The sequence below is a fragment of the Sphingobacterium sp. LRF_L2 genome, assembly GCF_965644235.1.
In the GTDB taxonomy this organism is placed as follows: Bacteria; Bacteroidota; Bacteroidia; order Sphingobacteriales; family Sphingobacteriaceae; genus Sphingobacterium.
On the sequence record NZ_CBFFRI010000007.1, the window covers coordinates 40,586 to 55,888 of the forward strand.

General features: G+C 39.3%; 17 protein-coding genes. 10 read left to right on the top strand and 7 right to left on the bottom strand.

Annotated features, from left to right (window positions below):
• The first annotated feature begins 30 nt into the window (after nucleotides 1-30).
• The 6 genes from accC (at nucleotide 31) to ACSZOX_RS14855 (ending at nucleotide 5,730) form a co-directional block, all read left to right on the top strand.
• Nucleotides 31-1,389 (top strand): acetyl-CoA carboxylase biotin carboxylase subunit, encoded by a 1,359-nt coding sequence (gene accC / locus ACSZOX_RS14830; protein WP_437920843.1) that lies wholly within the window; start codon nucleotides 31-33, stop codon nucleotides 1,387-1,389.
• An 84-nt stretch (nucleotides 1,390-1,473) separates the two neighbouring features.
• Nucleotides 1,474-2,343: a twin-arginine translocase subunit TatC gene (gene tatC / locus ACSZOX_RS14835; RefSeq protein WP_437920844.1), complete on the top strand. Its 870-nt coding sequence runs from the start codon at nucleotides 1,474-1,476 to the stop codon at nucleotides 2,341-2,343.
• 11 nt (nucleotides 2,344-2,354) lie between these two features.
• Nucleotides 2,355-2,792, top strand: a complete 438-nt coding sequence (rpiB, locus tag ACSZOX_RS14840) for a ribose 5-phosphate isomerase B (protein WP_437920845.1) — start codon at nucleotides 2,355-2,357, stop codon at nucleotides 2,790-2,792.
• A gap of 10 nt (nucleotides 2,793-2,802) precedes the next feature.
• Nucleotides 2,803-4,365, top strand: a complete 1,563-nt coding sequence (locus tag ACSZOX_RS14845) for a M28 family peptidase (RefSeq protein WP_437920846.1) — start codon at nucleotides 2,803-2,805, stop codon at nucleotides 4,363-4,365.
• A 150-nt stretch (nucleotides 4,366-4,515) separates the two neighbouring features.
• The gene (locus tag ACSZOX_RS14850) at nucleotides 4,516-5,427 is read left to right on the top strand and encodes a DnaJ C-terminal domain-containing protein (protein ID WP_437920847.1); all 912 of its coding nucleotides are present in this window, start codon (nucleotides 4,516-4,518) and stop codon (nucleotides 5,425-5,427) included.
• A 3-nt stretch (nucleotides 5,428-5,430) separates the two neighbouring features.
• Nucleotides 5,431-5,730: a chaperone modulator CbpM gene (locus tag ACSZOX_RS14855; RefSeq protein ID WP_437920848.1), complete on the top strand. Its 300-nt coding sequence runs from the start codon at nucleotides 5,431-5,433 to the stop codon at nucleotides 5,728-5,730.
• A gap of 29 nt (nucleotides 5,731-5,759) precedes the next feature.
• Here the strand turns inward: ACSZOX_RS14855 and arfB are convergent, their stop codons facing one another.
• Nucleotides 5,760-6,170, bottom strand: coding sequence for an alternative ribosome rescue aminoacyl-tRNA hydrolase ArfB (gene arfB / locus ACSZOX_RS14860; protein WP_437920849.1), 411 nt, complete (start codon nucleotides 6,168-6,170; stop codon nucleotides 5,760-5,762).
• A 434-nt stretch (nucleotides 6,171-6,604) separates the two neighbouring features.
• Here arfB and bshA point away from each other — a divergent pair, with 434 nt between their 5' ends.
• The 4 genes from bshA (at nucleotide 6,605) to ACSZOX_RS14880 (ending at nucleotide 10,196) form a co-directional block, all read left to right on the top strand.
• Nucleotides 6,605-7,741 carry an N-acetyl-alpha-D-glucosaminyl L-malate synthase BshA gene (gene bshA / locus ACSZOX_RS14865; RefSeq protein ID WP_437920850.1) on the top strand — a complete coding sequence of 379 codons (1,137 nt, stop codon included), beginning with the start codon at nucleotides 6,605-6,607 and terminating at the stop codon, nucleotides 7,739-7,741.
• Nucleotides 7,742-7,809: 68 nt separating this feature from the next.
• On the top strand, nucleotides 7,810-8,514 hold the full coding sequence (gene pyrH / locus ACSZOX_RS14870) for a UMP kinase (RefSeq protein ID WP_437920851.1): 705 nt from the start codon (nucleotides 7,810-7,812) through the stop codon (nucleotides 8,512-8,514).
• A gap of 30 nt (nucleotides 8,515-8,544) precedes the next feature.
• The gene (frr, locus tag ACSZOX_RS14875) at nucleotides 8,545-9,108 is read left to right on the top strand and encodes a ribosome recycling factor (RefSeq protein WP_437920852.1); all 564 of its coding nucleotides are present in this window, start codon (nucleotides 8,545-8,547) and stop codon (nucleotides 9,106-9,108) included.
• A gap of 113 nt (nucleotides 9,109-9,221) precedes the next feature.
• Entirely contained in the window at nucleotides 9,222-10,196 is a 975-nt protein-coding gene (locus ACSZOX_RS14880; protein ID WP_437920853.1) for a sugar phosphate isomerase/epimerase family protein, read from the top strand.
• Nucleotides 10,197-10,234: 38 nt separating this feature from the next.
• Here ACSZOX_RS14880 and purE read toward each other — a convergent pair whose 3' ends face one another.
• From purE to ACSZOX_RS14910, 6 genes are all read right to left on the bottom strand, one after another.
• Nucleotides 10,235-10,744, bottom strand: coding sequence for a 5-(carboxyamino)imidazole ribonucleotide mutase (gene purE / locus ACSZOX_RS14885; RefSeq protein ID WP_437920854.1), 510 nt, complete (start codon nucleotides 10,742-10,744; stop codon nucleotides 10,235-10,237).
• Between the two features lie 14 nt (nucleotides 10,745-10,758).
• Nucleotides 10,759-11,901 (bottom strand): 5-(carboxyamino)imidazole ribonucleotide synthase, encoded by a 1,143-nt coding sequence (locus ACSZOX_RS14890; protein WP_437920855.1) that lies wholly within the window; start codon nucleotides 11,899-11,901, stop codon nucleotides 10,759-10,761.
• 16 nt (nucleotides 11,902-11,917) lie between these two features.
• The gene (locus ACSZOX_RS14895; protein ID WP_437920856.1) at nucleotides 11,918-12,418 is read right to left on the bottom strand and encodes an NADH-quinone oxidoreductase subunit B; all 501 of its coding nucleotides are present in this window, start codon (nucleotides 12,416-12,418) and stop codon (nucleotides 11,918-11,920) included.
• A 3-nt stretch (nucleotides 12,419-12,421) separates the two neighbouring features.
• Nucleotides 12,422-13,018: an NADH-quinone oxidoreductase subunit A gene (locus tag ACSZOX_RS14900; protein WP_437920857.1), complete on the bottom strand. Its 597-nt coding sequence runs from the start codon at nucleotides 13,016-13,018 to the stop codon at nucleotides 12,422-12,424.
• Nucleotides 13,019-13,124: 106 nt separating this feature from the next.
• On the bottom strand, nucleotides 13,125-14,468 hold the full coding sequence (gene ffh / locus ACSZOX_RS14905) for a signal recognition particle protein (RefSeq protein ID WP_437920858.1): 1,344 nt from the start codon (nucleotides 14,466-14,468) through the stop codon (nucleotides 13,125-13,127).
• A 136-nt stretch (nucleotides 14,469-14,604) separates the two neighbouring features.
• Complete coding sequence (locus ACSZOX_RS14910; RefSeq protein ID WP_437920859.1) at nucleotides 14,605-15,291, bottom strand: zinc metallopeptidase; 687 nt, start codon at nucleotides 15,289-15,291, stop codon at nucleotides 14,605-14,607.
• Nucleotides 15,292-15,303 lie beyond the last annotated feature (12 nt).

Consider the following 15,303-nt stretch of genomic DNA (forward strand, 5'->3'; position numbering starts at 1 on the left):
CGCACACTACAGTAACAACATTATTTATCTATGTTTAAAAAAATATTAATAGCAAATAGAGGAGAAATAGCCCTTCGTATCATTCGCACTTGTCGCGAAATGGGTATTAAAAGTGTCGCTGTATATTCTACAGCAGACAGGGATAGTTTACATGTTCGCTTTGCAGATGAAGCGGTTTGTATTGGTCCTCCTGCCAGTAGAGACTCCTATTTAAGCATACCTAATATTATAGCAGCAGCTGAGTTAACAAACGCAGATGCAATCCATCCGGGCTATGGCTTCCTTTCTGAAAATGCTAAATTTTCTGCTATCTGTGCAGAATATGGCATTAAGTTTATAGGTGCTACATCCGAACAGATCGAAAAAATGGGTGATAAGGCTTCTGCCAAAGACACCATGAAAAAAGCAGGTGTTCCTACGGTACCTGGTTCTGACGGACTTATTCCTGATGTAAAAACCGGTATTCGCTTAGCCAATGAAATTGGCTACCCTGTTATCATCAAAGCTACAGCTGGTGGCGGTGGACGAGGTATGCGTATTATTTGGAAGGATGAAGAGTTTGAACCAAACTGGGATTCAGCACGTCAAGAGGCTGCAGCAGCTTTTGGTAACGACGGTATATACTTGGAGAAATTCGTAGAAGAACCCCGCCATATCGAAATTCAGGTTATCGGAGATCAATATGGAAAAGTTTGTCACTTATCTGAGCGGGATTGTTCTATTCAACGTCGCCACCAAAAATTGGTGGAGGAAGCTCCATCTCCTTTTATCACGCCTGAACTACGTGCTAAAATGGGTGAAGCGGCCATAAAGGGAGCGCAAGCCGTAAACTATGAAGGAGCTGGTACCATTGAATTCTTAGTGGACAAACATCGCAACTTCTACTTTATGGAGATGAACACCCGTATCCAAGTTGAACACCCTGTAACGGAAGAGGTTATTAACTTCGATCTCATAAAAGAGCAGATAAAAGTTGCTGCAGGTATTCCAATTTCTGGAAAGAGCTATGAGCCAACCAGGCATGCTATTGAATGTCGTATCAACGCTGAAGATCCATTTAACAACTTCCGTCCATCACCCGGAAAAATCACTAATTTTCACTCACCAGGCGGACACGGTGTACGCGTGGACACACACGTATACGCAGGTTACAGCATTCCACCAAACTACGATTCCATGATTGCCAAATTGATTTGTGTGGCTCAAACACGCGAAGAGGCAATCAACACGATGGAGCGTGCTCTTAGTGAGTTTGTTATCGAAGGTATTAAAACAACAATACCTTTGCATTTGCGGTTAATGCGCGATCCGAATTTTAGAGCGGGAAATTTTACCACCAAATTCATGGAGACATTCGATTTAACGGAATACCCTGAAGATGAGATTTAATAAAATTTCTTTTACATAAGCATAAAATACCATTCTTAACTAGAAGAATGGTATTTTTGTTTTTATCGGTAATATATTATTGAAATGTCAAAATCAAACGAACTCATAAAGGCTATTAAAGATAAAGGAAAAAATTTAGAGGCAGAGATGTCCTTTTTTGATCATCTAGAAGTACTCCGATGGCATATTATCCGATCTGTTATTGCCATTGCTGTTTTTGCTATTCTTGCTTTTACCTTTTATGATTTCGTATTCAACGAAGTCATCATGGGTCCCAAAAATTTAGACTTTTGGACTTACCGCATGATGTGTAAAGTGGGCGATCTACTTAGTTTAGATGGCTTCTGTGTCGAACAGATTCCGTTCAATATCATCAATACGGAGTTGGCAGGGCAATTTATGCTACAGATCAACTCTTGCCTCCTAATGGCACTTGCATTAGGCTTTCCTTACCTCCTATTTGAAGTTTGGCTCTTTATTAAACCTGCTTTAACAGACGTCGAAAGAAAATCAGCGCAAGGATTTGTATTCTATGCCTCTATTTTGTTTATCATAGGTGCACTGTTTGGCTATTATATCGTTGTTCCGCTATCGGTAAACTTCCTCGCTAATGTATCGTTGAGTCAGGAAATCACCAATCAAATTACGATAGATTCTTATCTATCGACAATAGCAACACTAACGTTGGGCTGCGGCGTTGTATTCTTACTTCCTATTCTCGTTTTCATCTTATCGAAAATTGGACTTATGACACCGGAATTTATGCGTGCAAGCCGCCGTTACGCGACTGTCATCATTTTGATTATTGCCGCGATTATCACGCCAACAGCGGACGTTATTACGCTACTTACGGTCAGTGCACCAATGTTCTTACTTTATGAATTAAGTATCATGGTGTCGGCCAACGTAAAGAAAAGAAAACAGGAAGCCGAGAAAGCATTTTATAAAAACTAATCAAATATATCATGTCTAAAAAGATAGCCATAGGAAGTGATCATGCAGGATTTGCCTACAAAACAGAAATCATAGCATTTTTAAAAGCAGAAGGGTTTGAAGTAGAAGATTTTGGTCCAACAACAGAAGCATCGGTTGATTACCCAGATTTTGCGCATCCGGTCTCTTCTAGCGTAGAAGAAGGAAAAAACGAGCTTGGTGTATTGGTTTGTGGTAGTGCCAATGGTGTAGCGATTACGGCCAACAAACACCAAGGAATCCGTGCAGCAATTGCTTGGCAAAACGAAATATCGGCTTTAGCCCGTCAACACAACAATGCCAACATTGTATGCATCCCGGCTCGTTTTATTGATATAGAGTTGGCAAAAAAAATTGTCAAAACCTTCCTCACCACAGATTTCGAAGGTGGTAGACATGCAACACGTGTAGGTAAAATTGCTTGTAGCTAATCGGCTAAAAATGGTAAATAAATTACTCCGATCATTTGTCTTTGTATCGTTACTTTACAGCTGCGCAGTTGCACAAGATGCTACACAAGAAACGTATGCTGCCCAACTTTCTGAAAAATCGGCAAAAGCCCATCTATCCTTGTTAGCATCGCCTGCTTTCGAAGGACGCGGAACAGGACAAGAAGGTGGAAAAAAAGCAGCAAACTATATCGCTGAACAATTTCAATCTTATGGATTAGAAGCGCCAGTGGCCGGTAGTTATTTTCAGCCATTGCAGCTTGTACGTTCTTCTTACCAAGTACATCGGTTTTTTATTGGAGAAAAAAGCTTCCAGAATGGGAAAGATTTCTTTATCCAAGGCGATAATACCAACGCAATATTTACGTCATCTGATATTCTTTTCGTCGGATACGGTATCCAGGCCCCTAAACATAATGATCTAGAAGGCATTGATATTACGAATAAAATCGTGCTCGTCATTAACGAGGGGGAACCCTTAGACGCGAACGGGCATTCTATCATTACCGGATCAAAGAAAATGTCGGATTGGTCAACCAGTAGATTCAAACGTATACAGGAACTTGTCAAACGAAATCCAAAAATGATTTTAGCGACAAATGCCACTGCACCGGAAATGATTGCAAGGTTTGGTAATCGCCCTAATGCGGGAAGATTTATGTTGGAAAAAGGAAATACCGAGCCCGAACAAAAACAAACCGTTCCTGTTGTTACCATTACGGAAGATGTTGCGAATGAGATTCTTTCGAGAAAGAAGACGAGCATTGCGGAGCAAAAAGTGAAAAATTCGTCATTCCGTATACCGATTGCCATTGATATCGAAATGGGGGTGACGAAAGAATCATTCAACGATCCCAATGTATTAGGTTTCTTAGAGGGGACAGACAAAAAAGATGAAATTGTCGTCATATCTGGACACTACGATCATGATGGCATTTTGCCTGATGGCACAATTTTTCCTGGAGCAGATGATAATGGTTCGGGAACAGTCGGTGTGTTGGAACTAGCACGTGTCTTTTCTCAAGCAAAAAAAGATGGTAAAGGTCCTAGACGAAGTATTCTTTTTATCGGTTTCGCAGCAGAAGAAAAGGGTCTTTTAGGATCCCAGTTTTATTCAGAAAACCCAATATTCCCGCTAAAACAAACGGTGACTTGTTTAAATATGGATATGATTGGCCGTATCGATGATAAGCACCTGAATGGAAATCACGACTATTTACATGTTATCGGTTCTGACAAATTGAGCACAGAACTCTACGAGATCAATAAAAAAGCCAATAGTCTTTACACAAAAATGGAACTGGATTATATGTATGATAATCCAAAGGATCCGATGCGTATATACTACCGATCCGACCAGTATAACTTCGCAAAGCATAATATTCCAGTTACGTTTTATTTCTCTGGCTTACACCCACATTATCACACACCTGACGATACGGTGGATAAAATTGATTTTCCGATGATGGTTAAGCGGGAGAAACTTGTTTTTCATGTCGCATGGGAAATTGCAAATCGGGATAAACGACTTGCCGTAGATAGCCACAAAGAATAATATTTATCGAAAAAAGCCTTCTTAATCAAAGAAGGCTTTTTTTTCGCCCTCCCCCACAAACTCAGCGTTTTTTATTTTCAAAAAGGCGACCTCTGAAAACCGAACAATATCCAGCCATATTTGTTAAGCCTTTATACACAATGTATCAGTATGGCTTTTGTAGATTACTATAATGTATTAGGGGTTGAAAAAACGGCTTCCCAAGATGATATAAAGAAAGCATACCGGAAACTTGCTAGAAAATATCATCCGGATATGAATCCCAATGACGATGCGGCGAAGCAAAAATTCCAGGAAATAAATGAGGCAAACGAAGTACTCACTGACCCTGAAAAGAGAAAAAAATACGACCAATATGGCGAAAACTGGAAGCATGGGGAGGCCTATGAACAGGCGCAACGTCAGCAAGGGGATCAACGGAGAAGATCGGGAAATAGCTTCGAAGGGTTTGACTTTGGCGGCTACACAGGTGATTACGATGCGGGCGAGTTTTCAGATTTTTTCGAACAGATGTTTGGGAATCGACATGGAGGTGGAAGACAAACAAAATTTAGGGGAAATGACTTCAATTCTGTTCTTGAACTCACATTAAAACAGGCATACACAACGCACCAACAGACATTCAACATCAATGGTAGGAACATACGAATCACGGTTCCTGCAGGGGTAGAAAGCGGACAAAAGATTAAACTAAAAGGGCAAGGCGGAGAAGGTGTCAATGGAGGTCCTTCTGGAGATCTCTTTATCCAATTTGATGTAAAACCTGATCCTTTATATCAACGCGAAGGCAATGATCTGTTTAAAACCGAAGAGATTGATCTATATAAGGCTATCCTGGGTGGAGAAATGATTGTCGAAACATTGGCTGGGAAAATAAAAATAAAAGTTAAGCCTGAGACACAAAGTGGAACAAAGGTTCGGCTTAAAGGGAAAGGCTTCCCAATCTATAAAAAGGAAGGCGAATTTGGCGATTTATTCGTCCATATTCACGTGAAACTCCCAACGGACTTATCGGAACAAGAAAAGGTTCTATTTAAACAACTAGCAGATTTAAGGAAATAGAATATGGCAAATACATGGATAAAAGTGCGCGATCTTTGCGCCTCTCATCAAATAGAAATACAATTCGTCCGCGAACTTTCAAATCATGGAATGATCAAAATATTTGTCGAGAAAGAAATTGAATTTGTTGATGAAGAACAACTAAGACCTATAGAGCAATTTGTCTCATGGTATTATGATCTCGAACTGAACATACAAGGTATTGAAATCGCTGCGAACTTATTACAAAGGATAGAAAGCTTGCAACAAGAAATTGAACAATTGAAAAAGCAGAAGCATACTGTTATCAATACGCTGCTTTAGCAATTAGAAAAAAAGGGATCTCCCCATATTTAATCAAAATCTATTCTACGACGAAGCGACTTCTTCTGTCCTTGTTTTTTCTTGCGATCCAGTCGGTCTAAAACCTGAGATTTAGGAATTTTTGTAGCTATGCGTTTCTTTTCTTGTTGGAGTGCCTTTGCCAATAACGTTAAAAATCTTTCGATAACAATTTCTTTATTCTTGAACTGACTACGGGTGTCCGAAGCATCCAATTGTAAAATACCGTCTTTACTGATTTTATTGCTGAGTTTGTCCTGTAGTCTTTGTCGCTGATCTGCACGAAGACATTGGGAGGCATGAATATTCCAAAACAAAGAGACTTTAGACTCCACCTTATTCACATGCTGCCCACCTGCCCCACCTGACCGAGCTGTGCTAAAAAACAATTCCCTCATTAATAACTCTTTATTCAGTTCCATTTCTTTTTTGGTTACTATTTGCTAAACAAAATTATTGCAAAACAATTATAAAACCATCCTTATCTTTACGCCGTTAAAACTAAAATCACAGCGTGCTTATTCCTACGGAAAAAAGCTCGTTTAAGAGTAAGCACGAACAGACGAAACGAGTATACATAGAACTTGATTCGTATGACGAAAGATAAAAACATTATCTTCAACTAAGATACGATCATGTTACTAGAAGTATGCTTATTACATATAACAATTAAAAATAACACATATGAAATATTCATGTTAGACAAATACAAACACGCATGACCACGAAGTAGCATGAGTGCCAATGAAAACAAAATAACACGAATAATATTCCATATGGCCATTAAAAAACAAACCGAGTGAAACGAGCTCATTTATTCCAATGAAATCTAACACTCATAAATAATAATATTCATATGAAAATCGGTATCGTATGTTACCCTACGTTTGGAGGTAGCGGTGTTGTCGCAACAGAGTTAGGCAAGGCTTTAGCTTCCAACGGTCATGAAATACACTTTATCACCTATTCACAGCCTGCACGTTTAGACTTCTTTTCTGAAAATCTTTACTACCACGAGGTCTCAATGGCACAATATCCGCTATTTGACTTCTCTCCCTACGAATCTGCACTCGCGAGCAAACTCGTCGATGTAGTCAAATTTGAAAAGTTGGATTTACTACATGTGCATTATGCTATTCCGCATGCATCCGTCGCCTTCTTAGCGAAACAGATTCTTGCTTCATATGGGATACATATTCCCGTCGTCACCACATTACATGGAACGGATATCACTTTAGTGGGAAAAGACAAGAGCTTCAGTCCTGTCGTTACTTTTTCTATTAATCAGTCTGATGGAGTTACGACAGTATCAGAAAATTTAAAGGAACAGACCTTAGAATATTTTGATATAAACAGGGATATCCGTGTCATTCCTAACTTTATAGACTTTTCGCGCTTCCACAATAAAAGCAAAGAGCACTTTAAACGCGCTATTGCTCCAGGGAACGAAAGAGTGATTACCCATACGTCCAATTTTAGAAAGGTGAAAAACACCCTTGACGTAGTTCGGATTTTCGAAAAAGTAAACCAAGTTATACCAAGTAAATTGCTCATGGTAGGAGATGGTCCAGAACGGAGAAATGCAGAAGAGTTAGCCCGCCAACTGGGAGTCAGTCAAGATGTACGTTTTCTCGGGAAACAAGATGCCATTGAAGAAATCTTGTCGGTGTCTGACCTCTTTTTAATGCCCTCCTCTTCTGAAAGTTTCGGACTAGCAGCTCTAGAAGCAATGGCTTGTCATGTTCCCGTTATATCAACAAGTACAGGTGGACTCCCCGAATTAAACGTACATGGTCTGAGTGGCTATCTGAGTGAAGTAGGTGATGTGGACGACATGGCAAAAAATGCCATACATATTTTAGAAGATTGTGATCGCTTAAGTACTTTTAAAGAGGCTGCATTTCTTCGGGCGCAAGAATTTGATCTCGCTAAAATTCTCCCTCTTTATGAAAAATATTACGAAGAAGTGCTATTGGCATCGAAAAAAGCCTAATATAATCACAAATCGGTGAGAAAAAATTTTTATCTTTGGCTTTTGGAAAATGCTCCCAAAAAACAATCATGAAATATAAACGTATCTTACTTAAACTTAGCGGCGAAGCCTTAATGGGCGAACAAAGTTACGGCATAGACATTAACCGTGTTATGCAGTACGCAAATGACATTAAAGAAATCCACAGCCTTGGATTAGAGATTGCAATCGTTATTGGCGGAGGCAATATTTACCGGGGGTTAAGTGCGGAGAAAGCTGGTATGGATCGCGTTCAAGCGGATTATATGGGTATGCTTGCAACTGTAATTAACAGCATGGCATTGCAAGACGCGCTAGAAAAAGTTGGACTAAAGACCCGTTTATTGACTGCTATCAAAATGGAACAGATCTGTGAACCTTTTATTCGCAGAAGAGCTGTACGCCATTTAGAGAAAGGTAGAATTGTAATATTTGGTGCAGGAACAGGTAACCCCTACTTTACAACGGATACTGCGGCATCTTTACGTGCCATAGAAATAAATGCAGATGCTGTTATTAAAGGTACACGTGTTGATGGTATTTATACTGCAGATCCAGAAAAAGATCCTACTGCACAACGATACGATACGATTTCTTTCCAAGAAGTATACGAAAAAGGATTAAATGTAATGGACATGACCGCATTTACGTTATGTCAAGAAAATAAATTACCTATCATTGTCTTTGATATGAACAAAGCTGGAAATTTGAGAAAATTAGCAGACGGAGAGCATATCGGTACAATTGTTAGTTAAACAAGCTATTGCAAAAGAAATACTAGAGATATGAACGAACTAATTTCCTTAGAATTAGATGACTGTAAAGAGAGCATGAAGAAAGCTGTGGCTCATACAGAATCTGAGTTAACTAAAATAAGAGCTGGCAAGGCTTCTCCGTCAATGTTAGACGGCATTTCTGTTGACTATTACGGTAGCATGACTGCCCTTTCTCAGGTGAGCAATATCAATACGACAGATGCCAGAACAATTGTTATCCAACCTTGGGAGAAAAACCTTATTGGTGCAATTGAAAAAGCAATTATCGACTCTAATATTGGATTGAATCCACAAAACGATGGTTCTGTTATTCGTTTAGCAGTGCCACCGCTAACGGAAGAAAGACGCCGTGATTTGGTAAAGAAGGTTAAAGAAGAAGCAGAGAAAGGTCGTATCGCCATTCGTAACATCCGCAAAGACGCCAATGAATCTATCAAAAAATTGAAAGGTGACGGCGTATCGGAAGATGAGATCAAAACAGGAGAAGGCGAAGTTCAGAAATTGACTGATTCATTTATCGTTAAAGTAGATCAGTTGACAGAGTTGAAAGAAAAAGATATCATGACGGTTTAATCGACCTTTATTTAAAATGTTAAAAAAGGATTCCCTAATCAAGAATCCTTTTTTCGTTTATATATTTTAAGTAACTTTCATTAAAAAATCACCAATTTAAACACAAAGTGACTATGCAAAATAATAGAAGGAAATTTATAAAGCAGGCCGGCATGGGTTTGTCTGCTGCTTTTTTGAGCCCCTATTTATTTTCCTGTGATGGAAAAAAAACAGGAACTGGTCCATTCCATAATATAGGAATCCAACTTTACTCTATTCGAGATCTCATTAGCGTAGATCCTGTTAAAACACTGGAAACTGTAGCCAAGATTGGCTATAAACATGTGGAGACTTTTGGTGTAGACGCCGCTGCAGGAAAGTATTGGAACTTGCCTATTGCCGAGTTAAAAAAGGTCTTGCAAGATAACGATCTCAAATCCCACAGCGGACATTATGATATGTCCAAATACCTCAGCAGAAACCATCAAGATAAAGAAAATATAGAGAAATATATTGAGATCGCACATGAATTAGGTCAGAGCTATGTCGTAGCTCCCGTAACGCCTATGGACGACCTAAATAATCTCAAGGTGGAAGACTACCAATATGCTGCCGAACAGCTTAACAAAGCCGGCGAAATGGCAAAAAAAGCGGGAATCAAAATTGGTTATCACAATCACTTTTGGGAATTCCGGAATTTCGCAAATGGCACTAGAGGTTTAGACATACTTATTGCTTTTACACAGCCGGATCTAGTAGATTTCGAATTAGATATTTTTTGGATAGAAAAAGCAGGATTAAGTGCCCAATCTTATTTCGAAAAATATCCTGGAAGATTCCCAATGTGGCATGTAAAAGATATGGATAAGAATTTTACGACCCCAGTAGTAGGCGAAAAATTTGACAAGTTGGATTTTATGGAAATCTTTAAAGAGATAAAATACACGGAGGTAGGGACCGGCGCTATTAATTATGTAAACATTTCGAATTACGCAGATAAGGCTGGTCTAAAATATGCATTTGTGGAGCAAGACGACATCCATATGCCCAACAAGTTTGAAAGTATTAAGAAAAGCTACGATTATGTAGAAAAATTTCTTGCTAAATAACAGTAATGGCCGTCTCTGACGGCCATTACTGTTATTTTTTAAAAGTCAGTCTGTTCGACTTCCTCAGCATTCCGTTCTACAACTTCTCTTAATTCTTCTTTGAAAGCTATTACCCGTCGAGATAGTTCTTCGGAGTTAACAGCCAAGATCTGAGCCGCCAAAATACCAGCATTTTTTGCTGCATTTAAAGCCACCGTAGCAACAGGTATTCCATTAGGCATCTGTAAGATAGAAAGTACCGAGTCCCATCCATCGATCGAGTTTGAAGACTTAACAGGAACGCCAATAACAGGAAGATGTGTGATTGAAGCAACCATACCTGGTAAATGTGCTGCACCACCGGCACCAGCGATAATAACCTTTAGACCACGCTCTGCAGCAGATTTCGCATAGTTGAACATCCGTTCTGGAGTTCGATGTGCAGAGACAATAGATACTTCAAAAGAAACATCTAGCTTCTTTAACAAATCTATCGCATCTTGCATGACGGGAAGATCAGACTTACTCCCCATAATAATACCTACTAAAGGTGTTTTACTTATACTCATCCTAATTATAATGTCTATGCTTTTACTTTCAACGTATTTTGTACCCAACGGGCATTTTTAATCGCCAATTCACGGTCATCATTTACGATACATACATGTCCCATTTTTCGAAATGGTTTCGTATATTTTTTTCCGTATAAATGGACAAATACCCCCTCAACCCCCAATACCTCTTCTACACCGTCGTACTTCGCAAGTCCCTCATACTTTGGCTCCCCCAACAGATTTATCATAACAGCTGTTGTTCTAGCTGCTGTAGAGCCTAAAGGCAAATTAAATATTGCTCTAAGGTGCTGCGCAAACTGAGAAGTAATATTCCCCTCAATAGTTTGATGACCGCTATTGTGTGGTCTAGGAGCTAATTCGTTTACTAGAATGCGACCATCTTTCGTTAAAAACATTTCAACCGCAAGTAAACCAACTATTTGTAAGTCACTCGCAATCTTTTTGGCAATCTCTTCTGCTTTCACCTGTATATCTTTCGATAAAGTCGACGGGGAAATAAGGAATTCCACCAGATTAGCCTCAGGGTTAAACTCCATTTCCACTAAAGGAAATGAAGAGATATCACCTCTATCATTTCTAGCAACAATCACTGCGATTTCCTTCTCAAAGTCTACCAATTCTTCTACTAATGAAGGTTCTTGGAAAGCAGTATCTAAATCTTCAACACTATTAATCTTTTTCACTCCTTTCCCATCATATCCATCTCTTCGTAATTTCTGAATATAGGGTAATGCGATTACCGTATCAGCAAGATTATCTTTAGAAGAAATCAATTGAAAGGCAGCAGTGGGAATATCGTTTTGTTTGAAAAATTGTTTTTGAAGACCTTTATCTTGAATTAATCGGATCACACGAGATTGAGGATACACCAATACACCTTCTTCTTCCAACTTCTCTAAAGCATCTACGTTCACCTTTTCAATCTCAATGGTAATCATATCGAGGTCTTTTCCGAAATTGTACACCGTATCAAAATCATGAAGAGCTCCACACTCAAACCTATTACATAGCTTACGGCAAGGCGCATTCTTGTCAGGATCTAACACATGCACATTTACGTTGTAATTGATCGCTTCTTGGATGAGCATACGTCCTAATTGTCCTCCGCCAAGAATTCCCAATTGCATCTCACCATAAAAATCTTTTGCCATAATGTTTTAAAATATATTAAACGTTTTCAGGAAAATACTGATCCTGTAAAATGTTTTCAGTTTCTATCTTCTTTTGAAGTTCTAAAAAGGCGCCAATTAAAGCCTCAGGCCTTGGTGGACAACCTTGCACATATACATCAACTGGAATAACCTTATCCACACCTTTCACAACATGGTAACCATGTTGCCAATATGGACCTCCACAATTTGAACAAGACCCCATGGAAATTACATATTTCGGTTCAGGCATTTGCTCGTAAAGTTTCTTGATTCGATCAGCCATCTTGAATGTAACCGTACCAGCTATAATCATTACATCTGACTGGCGAGGTGAAGGACGCGGGAAGACTCCTAAGCGATCAAGATCATAAGTTGAGGCCATAGCTCCCATCATTTCAATGGCACAACAGGCTATACCAAAACTAACAGGCCACATCGATGATAACCTCGCCCAGTTTAACAAATCATCCATCTTGGCAATAATAACTCCACCACTCTGATTTTGAGGTGTACTCATAGATCAATCATTTGATTTCTTAAATTTAGGCCGAAAACCTACAGTCGCCTTTGCAACTACAGGTGTCTCCTCTCCTTTTTGACTTTCGACCTCCGGTTCAACGGATTTTCTATAATCTCGGACGGAGTAAGTCTTATCATTTAAAATTGCATAAGCCGTATCTGGAATACCAACTGAAACCTGCGGCTTTGTGTGTATAGGCTTTATCCAAGAGATATCGCCTCTCTTCCAAACGTATATTAACCCAAGGATCAGAATACCTATAAAAATTCCCATCTCCACCAATGTGAACCAGCCCCAACGACTATCTGCCAATACAAATTCCCGTTGACCAAACACCGTTGACCACGGAAAAACAAATATCAGCTCGACATCAAAAAGAAGGAAAACTAATGCGATAACATAAAACCTAGAATTGAGCTGAACCCATGATGTTCCGATGGCTTCTTCACCACATTCATAGGTACTTAATTTTTCAGGATTGGGTTTCTTAGGCGATAATACCTTCGCTAGGAGAATAGTCATAGATACAAGCAAAACACCTACTATTCCAATGAGTAGTATTTTTCCGTATTCCGATAACTGCGCGGGGTCGTCCATGAGGCAAAATTACTAAATATAAAACATAAATTTAATGAAAGATTCCTAAAAATAAAAAGGAAAGCCAATCTTGCTTTCCTTTTTATTTTTAGATTACTCAATTTCTCTAAAAGGGCTTACCAGGCATTTTTGGCATATTCCTCATCATCTTTGATGCAATATTCGGATTAGACATCTGTTTCATCACTTTACGCATATCAGCAAATTGTTTCAACAATTTATTGACTTCGTTAACGTCTGTACCAGAACCTTTTGCTATACGGATTCTTCTTTTTACATCAATAGCATCCGGATTCTCACGTTCAAAAGGCGTCATGGAATCAATAATAGCTTCAATAGGCTTAAAAGCGTTATCATCTACCTCAACATCTTTTAATGCCTTCCCCACACCCGGTATCATCCCCATCAAATCTTTCATATTCCCCATCTTTTTGATCTGTTGAATTTGAGATTTGAAATCATTAAAATCAAACTTATTTTTTCGGATTTTCTTCTGTAATTCTGCAGCTTGTTTCTCATCAAACTGTTGCTGCGCACGCTCTACCAACGACACAACATCTCCCATACCTAAAATACGGGAAGCCATACGATCAGGATAGAATACATCTAAAGCTTCCATCTTCTCGCCTGTACCAATAAACTTGATTGGTTTATTCACAACCGACTTGATGGAAAGCGCAGCTCCACCTCTCGTATCACCATCCAATTTAGTAAGAACGACCCCTGTAAAATCCAATCGATCATTAAAAGCTTTCGCCGTATTGACAGCATCTTGACCGGTCATGGAATCCACAACAAATAAAATCTCGTGTGGCTGTGTCGCATCTTTAACAGCCGTAATTTCGGTCATTAGTGCCTCATCGATTGCAAAACGACCTGCCGTATCAATAATAACGACATTATATCCGTTACGCTTCGCTTCCTCTACCCCCTCTTTGGCAATACCAATTGGATCATTAGATTCACGGTTGACATAAACCGGTACATTCACCTGTTCACCTAAAACCTGTAACTGGTCAACGGCCGCTGGGCGATAAACATCTCCGGCCACCAACAATGGCTTCTTACCTTTTTTATCTCGAAGATAATTTGCTAGCTTTCCAGAAAACGTCGTTTTACCCGCTCCATTCAAGCCGGCGATAAGAATAACAGTTGGATTTTTAGAAAGATCCAAATCCGTCACTGTACCTCCCATAAGGCCAGTAAGTTCGTCATTCATAATCTTCGTCAACAACTGTCCTGGCGAAATACTCGTTAATACGTTTTCACCAAGAGCTTTCTGACGAACCTCATCTGTAAATGTTTTTGCTGTTTTATAATTCACATCGGCGTCCAACAACGCCTTGCGAATTTCTTTCATCGTCTCTGCGACGTTTATTTCAGTAATACTTCCTTGTCCCTTTAATACTTTAAAGGCCCTATCCAGTTTATCCTGTAAATTCTGAAACATGTTTATTTCTCGTCTTAAATATTGCTAAGTGCCAAAGTTACAAAATAGTGTCGAAGCTACCATATTTTTATGTGCATAAAAAAATGCGACACTTTCGTATCGCATTATAATATTAATAAATGAATTATACCCCAATCTAGTCCCTACGACTTAGAAGAAGAGAGGCGTAATATAATAATGTTACCAAAGCCGATAGCGCCGCTACAACGTAAGTCATTGCAGCCCATTTCAAGGCATCCTTAGCACCATCGTGTTCATCACGGCTGTGTGTTACATTTGAGGTATTTAACCATGCAAGTGCTCGGTTTGAGGCATCAAATTCCACCGGAAGGGTCACAAAAGCGAAAACGGTCGTTAAGAATAAAGCCCCAACACCTATAGCAAGCACCAAAGGATTATGTGTAAAAGCTAACAACAACACACCCGCAAACAATACCCAAGAAGTTAAACGCGAGGCAATACTCACCATCGGCACCATTGCTGATCGAAACTGTAACCAAGAGTAAGCCGTTGCATGTTGTACAGCATGTCCACATTCATGGGCAGCCACAGCAGCAGCAGCCACACTACGTCCATAATACACTTCTTGACTCAAATTAACCGTTTTGTTTGCAGGATTATAATGATCCGAAAGCTGGCCTTCATTAGCAACCAAGACCTGTACATCATGAATACCATTTTCTTGAAGCATCTTTTGTGCAATTTCCGCCCCAGATAAACCAGAGCTCAAAGGATACTCCGAATATTTCTTAAACTTATTCTTGAATCTTGTCTGAACGATCCAACTGACTAACGCTATTCCTATAAATATTATCCAATACATATTATATATTTT

Excerpts from the sequence above, each read along its gene's own strand:
- rpiB (WP_437920845.1), top strand. The coding sequence starts at position 2,355 with ATGTCTAAAAAGATAGCCATAGGAAGTGATCATGCAGGATTTGCCTAC.
- ACSZOX_RS14855 (WP_437920848.1), top strand. The coding sequence starts at position 5,431 with ATGGCAAATACATGGATAAAAGTGCGCGATCTTTGCGCCTCTCATCAA.
- ACSZOX_RS14895 (WP_437920856.1), bottom strand. The coding sequence starts at position 12,418 with ATGAGTACACCTCAAAATCAGAGTGGTGGAGTTATTATTGCCAAGATG.
- arfB (WP_437920849.1), bottom strand. The coding sequence starts at position 6,170 with ATGGAACTGAATAAAGAGTTATTAATGAGGGAATTGTTTTTTAGCACA.
- accC (WP_437920843.1), top strand. The coding sequence starts at position 31 with ATGTTTAAAAAAATATTAATAGCAAATAGAGGAGAAATAGCCCTTCGT.
- ACSZOX_RS14880 (WP_437920853.1), top strand. The coding sequence starts at position 9,222 with ATGCAAAATAATAGAAGGAAATTTATAAAGCAGGCCGGCATGGGTTTG.
- bshA (WP_437920850.1), top strand. The coding sequence starts at position 6,605 with ATGAAAATCGGTATCGTATGTTACCCTACGTTTGGAGGTAGCGGTGTT.
- ACSZOX_RS14890 (WP_437920855.1), bottom strand. The coding sequence starts at position 11,901 with ATGGCAAAAGATTTTTATGGTGAGATGCAATTGGGAATTCTTGGCGGA.
- frr (WP_437920852.1), top strand. The coding sequence starts at position 8,545 with ATGAACGAACTAATTTCCTTAGAATTAGATGACTGTAAAGAGAGCATG.
- purE (WP_437920854.1), bottom strand. The coding sequence starts at position 10,744 with ATGAGTATAAGTAAAACACCTTTAGTAGGTATTATTATGGGGAGTAAG.
- pyrH (WP_437920851.1), top strand. The coding sequence starts at position 7,810 with ATGAAATATAAACGTATCTTACTTAAACTTAGCGGCGAAGCCTTAATG.
- ACSZOX_RS14900 (WP_437920857.1), bottom strand. The coding sequence starts at position 13,018 with ATGGACGACCCCGCGCAGTTATCGGAATACGGAAAAATACTACTCATT.
- ACSZOX_RS14845 (WP_437920846.1), top strand. The coding sequence starts at position 2,803 with ATGGTAAATAAATTACTCCGATCATTTGTCTTTGTATCGTTACTTTAC.
- ACSZOX_RS14850 (WP_437920847.1), top strand. The coding sequence starts at position 4,516 with ATGGCTTTTGTAGATTACTATAATGTATTAGGGGTTGAAAAAACGGCT.
- ACSZOX_RS14910 (WP_437920859.1), bottom strand. The coding sequence starts at position 15,291 with ATGTATTGGATAATATTTATAGGAATAGCGTTAGTCAGTTGGATCGTT.
- tatC (WP_437920844.1), top strand. The coding sequence starts at position 1,474 with ATGTCAAAATCAAACGAACTCATAAAGGCTATTAAAGATAAAGGAAAA.
- ffh (WP_437920858.1), bottom strand. The coding sequence starts at position 14,468 with ATGTTTCAGAATTTACAGGATAAACTGGATAGGGCCTTTAAAGTATTA.